General features: G+C 46.0%; 8 protein-coding genes. 2 read left to right on the forward strand and 6 right to left on the reverse strand.

Annotated features, from left to right (window positions below; translation table 11 throughout):
* Positions 1–287, reverse strand: a 287-nt coding sequence (locus RMO35_RS09750) for a hypothetical protein (RefSeq protein ID WP_309740700.1), incomplete at its 3' end; no start/stop codon positions are given.
* A gap of 424 nt (positions 288–711) precedes the next feature.
* Between RMO35_RS09750 and RMO35_RS09755 the strand changes: the two genes are divergently transcribed.
* Entirely contained in the window at positions 712–1956 is a 1245-nt protein-coding gene (locus RMO35_RS09755) for an FAD-dependent oxidoreductase (protein WP_309740703.1), read from the forward strand.
* A 462-nt stretch (positions 1957–2418) separates the two neighbouring features.
* Here the strand turns inward: RMO35_RS09755 and RMO35_RS09760 are convergent, their stop codons facing one another.
* The 5 genes from RMO35_RS09760 to RMO35_RS09780 all read right to left on the reverse strand — a co-directional run bounded on the left by RMO35_RS09760 (position 2419) and on the right by RMO35_RS09780 (position 5496).
* Positions 2419–2652, reverse strand: a complete 234-nt coding sequence (locus RMO35_RS09760; RefSeq protein ID WP_309740705.1) for a Nif11-like leader peptide family natural product precursor — start codon at positions 2650–2652, stop codon at positions 2419–2421.
* Positions 2653–2687: 35 nt separating this feature from the next.
* Positions 2688–3554 (reverse strand): hypothetical protein, encoded by an 867-nt coding sequence (locus tag RMO35_RS09765; RefSeq protein ID WP_309740707.1) that lies wholly within the window; start codon positions 3552–3554, stop codon positions 2688–2690.
* A gap of 160 nt (positions 3555–3714) precedes the next feature.
* A complete protein-coding gene (locus tag RMO35_RS09770) occupies positions 3715–4200 on the reverse strand; it encodes a DUF3565 domain-containing protein (RefSeq protein ID WP_309740710.1) in 486 nt (161 codons plus the stop codon).
* A gap of 58 nt (positions 4201–4258) precedes the next feature.
* On the reverse strand, positions 4259–4870 hold the full coding sequence (gene clpP, locus RMO35_RS09775) for an ATP-dependent Clp endopeptidase proteolytic subunit ClpP (RefSeq protein WP_309740712.1): 612 nt from the start codon (positions 4868–4870) through the stop codon (positions 4259–4261).
* A gap of 110 nt (positions 4871–4980) precedes the next feature.
* A complete protein-coding gene (locus tag RMO35_RS09780) occupies positions 4981–5496 on the reverse strand; it encodes an adenine phosphoribosyltransferase (RefSeq protein ID WP_309740715.1) in 516 nt (171 codons plus the stop codon).
* A 366-nt stretch (positions 5497–5862) separates the two neighbouring features.
* Between RMO35_RS09780 and RMO35_RS09785 the strand changes: the two genes are divergently transcribed.
* The gene (locus RMO35_RS09785) at positions 5863–6477 is read left to right on the forward strand and encodes a DUF3038 domain-containing protein (protein WP_309740717.1); all 615 of its coding nucleotides are present in this window, start codon (positions 5863–5865) and stop codon (positions 6475–6477) included.
* Positions 6478–6853 lie beyond the last annotated feature (376 nt).

Here is a 6853-nt window from a genome sequence, read left to right on the forward strand (position 1 = left end):
AACGCCTCAATAATCCCCCACTGTTCCTGCTTGTAGATCTGTTGGGAACTCAACCGCGTGTAAATGACCTTAAACTGTCCCCCGACTCCACCATTAGCCAATAGTAGCGGTTCGCTATCCCCCAGACTAGCCCGCACCGAATCCGAAAATCTGCGAGTAGAAATAGTTTCGCTGACTCGATCGTAATGCAATCGATCGTAGAAAAGTTCTTTGAGGCTTCTGGTATCAGTTAGAGACTTTAAGGATGATTCGATTCTTCGATCGAGCTTAGGCGCGGATGCAATCATGATGGGTAGTTCGCAATATACCCAAGCACCAGCTATTTACACGATTATTGAATAGATCGTTTTCCTGCTGTGTCAAAGGGTTGATAGCTCTAGCGTGCCCTTCCAGCTAATCAGGATAGAAATAGTATTTATCAGTAGTTTTGATTGATGAGGACTCGATCGACATCGATCTCCAGATCGATCGAGATGGCATCCGTAATTACCCTGAAAAGTGAAATCGAAGCCGAATTATTTAATTCACTTACGCGATCGAAAAATTGACAAGATACGAACTTGCGATCGAATCTCTAGCGATCGACATATTATAGAATCTGCGAATGGACTAGCTGAAATTCAAATCTAAATCCTCACAGGTTTCTCAGCATTTACGACTAATCTCATAGTTGAGTCACCAACTTGTGTTGGAAACATCGCAGGTCCACATATGAACAATCCAACCTTAGCCGCCCCCATAGCGGCTGCACCAGAGATTTTGGATGTCCAGCAGGCTGACTGCTGTATTGTCGGTGGTGGCCCTGCTGGAGCTGTATTAGCACTACTTTTAGCCCGACAGGGGATAAAAGTTATCTTGCTGGAAGTTCATCGGGATTTAGATCGCGATTTTCGGGGCGATACGATTCACCCTTCGACGATGGAAATTATGGCAGAATTGGGTTTGGCAGATCGATTGTTAGCTCTGCCCCATACCAAGATTTCGGAGCTGAATATTCAACCGCCCAGTGGTGAATCATTCCATGCTGATTTTCGTGGATTAAATACCGAATATCCATTTATTACGGTGATGCCCCAGGTGCAGTTTCTGGAGTTTATCGTTGCTCAAGCCCAGCAGTATCCGAATTTTCAAGCGATAATGGGCGCGAATGTCCAAGAGCTAGTGACTGAAGGCGATACGATTCGCGGTGTCCGCTATCGAGGACATGGTGGTTGGCACGAAATTCGCGCTCGACTGACAGTAGGTGCAGATGGGCGGCACTCCAAAGTGCGAGAATTAATCGGGGAGGTGTCGGCTGGCAATACACCCTCGCTCGATGTGTTGTGGTTCCGACTCCCCCGTCATTCGAGCGAACCAGTTGGGTTGAGTGGACGGATTGGCAAAGGTGCGATGATGGCAATGGTAGATCGAGGCGAACTATGGCAAATCGCCTATATTTTCCCAAAGGATGGTTATCGACAGATTCGCCATGCGGGATTAGCAGCATTGCGATCGTCAATTGTGGCAACAGCTCCAGAACTTACAGATCGAGTCGAACTACTCCAAGATTGGTCGCAAATCGCCTTTCTCTCTGTCGAATCAGGACGAGTCGATCGATGGTATCGATTGGGCTTATTATTAATTGGCGATGCTGCCCATCCGATGTCTCCCATTGCTGGAGTAGGCATCAATTATGCGATTCAGGATGCCGTCGTCGCCGCCAATCTACTCAGTCAGCCACTCAAATCTGGTGCTGTCAAAGTTACAGACTTAGCAAAAGTTCAACGTCAGCGCGAACTGCCCACACGGATTATTCAAGGTTTTCAATCGATCGTTCAAAACCGAATCGTTGCCCAAGCTTTAGCCACCACCGATACAGATTTCAAATTACCTTGGTTAATGCGTTTACCTTGGTTCCGTTATCTCCCACCACGTTTAATCGGTTTGGGGGTATTTCCGGTTCGCCTTCGGTGTTAATCACTAAATCGATTTAGTTTAAAGCGATCGAATCGATCGTTCAATGTAATGAATAGTCCGTTCGATTACCAGCAATTAAAGAGGGTGTTTAAAAAGTATGTATTAGCATTCGTAAACCCTATAAATCCCCCTAACCCCCCTTTTTAAGGGGGGAACCGGATAAAAGTCCCCTTTTTCAAGCTACGGTGTATACACATCTTTTGCTAGAAGCGAAATCCCTAAGAATCCCCCTTAAAAAGGGGACTTTAAAGCCCCCTTTTTAAGGGGGTTGGGGGATTTAGATCTAGAAACGAAGCCCAGCCGACTTGTGTATACACGGTAGCCTTCTTAAGGGGGGATTTAGGGTGATTTACCCACCCTGAACGGAGCAATTAGACTTTTCAAACACCCTCTAAGAGCTTGACAACGGTAATTTATAAATTACTATTGCCAAGCTCTTGAGAGTACACCTAAGACATTTTACTATCGAGGGATAAGATGTAATCGATTGCCAATGCCAGGATCGATCGCTGGTGCTAAATCTCGATTAGGCATCTTTTCTAGAAAAGACCATAACTCTGCGCTGGTAAATTGATAGTCGTATCCTTCTGCAATCTCGATAATCATGCTAAGATTGGTAGCTATTTTAATTCTTCTTTGCAAAGAGTCGTCTTTCTCTACTGTTGCAAAGAAATTAGCAACATTTTGCATAGACATAAAATTATTCCTCCTTTGAGATCTAGATGAATTTCCTATTTTTCAGCCCAAGGTGATGATAAATCGAGTTCTAGCTCTGGAATTCGATTTTCCCCGTTAGTGGCTGCTGGTGCAAAGGCTGTATCTGATAGTAAGCTAACGCTAGCGATTGACGGGGTTAGATCTTTGGTAACTCGCCAAGAAGAGTGCATACCGATCTTGCCAGCTTTCTCGAATTTCCAACATCCCCGCACAAAAGAATTACTGTCTGGGGCACAATGCGGTTTCGTGCCAATTAGCCGTTCTACTTCCTCACTAGAAATAATCCAACCCCGAGCATCAGCCTGTTCTAAAATCGACATGTACCACAGTGGATTCGATAGATTTTGATGTTTGTTGATGGATGTTTCTATTTTCTCCAACCGATTAGAAATATTTGCCAATAACTCTTCTAGATGGCTGCTAAGTTGTGGTGATGTTGCTGGTGCGCTTACTAGATCGGGCAGTTGCAACTCGGCGATTTCAACTGCTGGGTCGATCGAACCGTTAACATAGTTATAAACTAATCCTGCATCTATCAGATCTGGATGCTGGCTCAAGATTGCGACTTCATCCCCTTGTTCGCATTCGAGGATAGTTTGAATCAGGCTATGATAGTTTGGCGGTCGATTTTCTGTGACTGGCTCAGTGCTAAGATTTTGTTGTAATAAATGAGTCAGTTGAGCTGTCCAATAGTGCAGGAACTTGGCAGCAGGTAGATTCCCTTCGTTGTTGAGTTGCTCGCTAACTTGTGCCATCACGCCGATAAGTCCGGTATCGATTAGCTGTTCATGTTGCTGTAGTAACGACCACTCCTCTCCTCGATCGCATTGCAACAAGGCTTCGATTAGATGTAAATATGTATTGAGGTGAAGTGTATCCATGTGAGCCTTCCTTGGCAATCTCGTTATCTTCACTGTAAATAACCAAGTTGAGGAACTTGTGAAGATAATAGAAAACTCAACACAATCTTAATCCAGTCGAATCGAACTATTGTAGTTTAAAATAACGATCGAACTTCAAGTTTTGGACTCAAACTTAGTCTCAAACCTTTTTCCAGAATTCTACAAAAAATTCAACATTATCGATCGGCTCGACTTCATGTTCTACTTCTGGTATTACGATACCTAGACGTTGGCGTAGCCTCTCCAGCGGAGAATCGCGATTGAGGATTATTTCATTATGATATGGGTCGTGGATGCGATACCTTAAACTACCAAACTGGACGTGGATCGTACCCCATACGCCTTTTTTAGTGGTGTGTCGCGATCTTAATCCCTGCGGGATCGAATCGTTTGTAAATAAAGGTGTCCGGCGATAGGGAGCATAACCATTTGGGATCTCTTGCCTGTCACACAACACGCAATTCAGGAGTTGTCCTAGATGCTCGGAACGTCCTATTTCTGTAATTACCCAAGGACGCGGAAAAAAAGGTGGTTCGTGACGGGTATGCTGGCAATGTCCGCAGTCTAATTCGGCTACCCAATGCTGCTCGAAATCTTGATGAAATCCAATTATCGATCGATGCAATATGAGTTTCCTCTATGCTCACAAATGATAGGGGTACCAATTAGCACCCCTTTTTGAATTACTGAACTAGAGCTAATGGTGGATTTGTCGCACTGACATGTCGATCGATCACCGCGTCGATTAAGCCGTATTCTTTAGCTTCGACAGCAGACATATAGAAATCTCGATCGGTATCTTCTTGGATCTTTTCTAACGGTTGTCCCGTATGTTTTGCCAACAGATCGTTTAGTGTACCCTTGATATAGAGAATTTCCTTGGCTTGGATGGCGATATCAGTTGCTTGTCCCTGCGCGCCGCCTAAAGGTTGGTGAATCATGATCCGGGAACTGGGGAGGCTCGTCCGTTTGCCATGAGCGCCAGCACTGAGCAAGAATGCACCCATACTCGCCGCAAAGCCCATGCAGACAGTAGAGACATCGGGGCGAATTTGGTTCATCGTATCAAAAATTCCCATTCCTGCGGAGACTGAGCCACCAGGAGAATTGATATACAAATAAATATCTTTTTCGGGATCTTCTGCTTCCAAAAATAGCAGTTGAGCGACAATGAGGTTGGCTAAATCGGAGGTGACTTGCCCACCTAAGAAGACAATTCGATCGCGCAATAGCCGCGAATAAATATCAAAGGAACGTTCGCCTCTGCCAGATTGTTCGATGACGGTAGGTATCATAGCTATGCCAATATATGTCGATTCTTTTTATTATCGCCCAATCTTGGGGTTTGCGGTCTAGGGGTTTCCGTACCGGGATAGGGAATAGGGAATAGGGGATAGTTGGAAGTTTAGTAGTGGACTAGGGAGATGATGGGGATATCTGAGGGTAAATGCGATCGACCGTTGAGTGCGTCTAATTCGATGACAAAGGCGCAGCCGACTAGATTGCAGCCGATCTGTTGTAATAATTTGGCTGTCGCGGCGGCGGTACCACCAGTGGCAATTAAGTCATCAACAATCAGAATGCGACTTCCGGGTGCGAAGGCGTCGCGGTGGATTTCCAGGCAATCGATGCCATATTCGAGCGCGTATTCGATCTTGTGGACTGCGGCGGGGAGTTTCCCTGGTTTGCGGACGGGAATGAAGCCAATCCCTAATTTATAAGCCAGCGCCGCTCCAAAAATAAATCCCCGCGACTCCATCCCGACAATGTATTGAGGTTGTAAATCGATAACTTTAGCAGCTAAGGTATCGATCGAGTATGCTAACCCGGCTGGATCGCGCAATAAGGTAGTAATATCGCGAAAGAGGATACCCGGTTTGGGAAAGTCAGGAATATCCCGAATTAGAGCTTTAAGATCCATTCTTTTGTGGTGATGGGTTGAGAGGACTCAGGATCGATCGTCTCTGGTAAGGGGTTAATTGTCAAATAGATGGGAGATGGGAGATGGGAGGTAAAAGGTCAGAGGTAAGAGGTAAAAGGTAAATACAATCAGTCTCTCAGTTTCCTAGTCCCCTCGTCCCTTCATCTCCAAGTCACCTCATCCCTATTCCCTATTCCCTATTCCCTATCCCCTAAAGAGTGGTTAATGTCTAAAATTCGGGTATGCTGATGTTGACGATCGAACCCAAAATTTTCACGTCAATTGCCACAATTTTGCCCCGGAATTGGGTCTAGATCTTTGAAGATTTATACCGCATCTATAAACTAGTCGATCGATTGTCTTACTATGATTGCATTACCGATCAATGGCCCTATGTCCGAGTCGCTGCTGGGGATAATTGAAAGTCTCCCCAATCCAGGTATCGCTGGCGATGCTTGTCCGCGCCGCACCAAAGTCGAACTCGATCTGATTTTACTCGCGATCGAAGCGATCGAGTCGAGCAGTTCCGAACAAATTTTGGAACTTGCTAAAGAATTAAACCTCCAAGACATTATCAAAAATCGGATCGTCTTGTGGCGGATGCGCTCTACCAATCCGATGCGACGCGCGCACACGCGCAGAATTTTAACACTTAAAGAAGCCAAAGCGCTCAGTGCGATCGGTTGTAGATTGGCAAGTCGTCTGGCGGTACCGATTCGTCAGCTCCTCCAAGCCCAGCAGCAGCTCAGCGAGAAGCAAATCCCCCCGGAATACAATTTCCGCATGTCTGAGTATTTAGACCGCTTCCGCGCCCATTTTCGCAGTCGGATGAATCCGCGCAGGGCGAAGGTAAGTATTTATAAGGACGATGATAAGTTAAATGAGTTGGCGGTGTCGCTGTTGAGTAAGCTGCTATTTTGTACGGGGACGCTTGGTACGCAGCGGTTGTGGATGAGTTTATTCGACGGGGAGGTGAAGTAAATAGGACGGTACATGTGGGTCAAAGGTAAGAGGTAGCAAATCAAGTAGATAGGCGTAATTAAATATAAGATATCGCGTAGGGTGGGCACTGCCCACCGTCTAGGTTTCATGCACAATCTATTTTATAAATAATTGCACATACACACTTACTAAAATCCCTCTGTAACCCTTGTAGTGGGCAGTGCCCACCCTACAAGATAGCTACTAAATCTACTAGTGCTTAGTCTAAATCCAGGGTACCCACAAGCGATGCGCGCTCGTCGGGGCTCCCGACGCTTTAGCGCATCAAGACAGGGGCACCCCCACAGATCGATCGTGTAGGGGTGCCCCGGTCTTGGCGTTTATCTGCGGGGGTTCCCCCCGCATAAAAACGTCG

The organism is Chamaesiphon sp. OTE_20_metabat_361 (assembly GCF_031364565.1).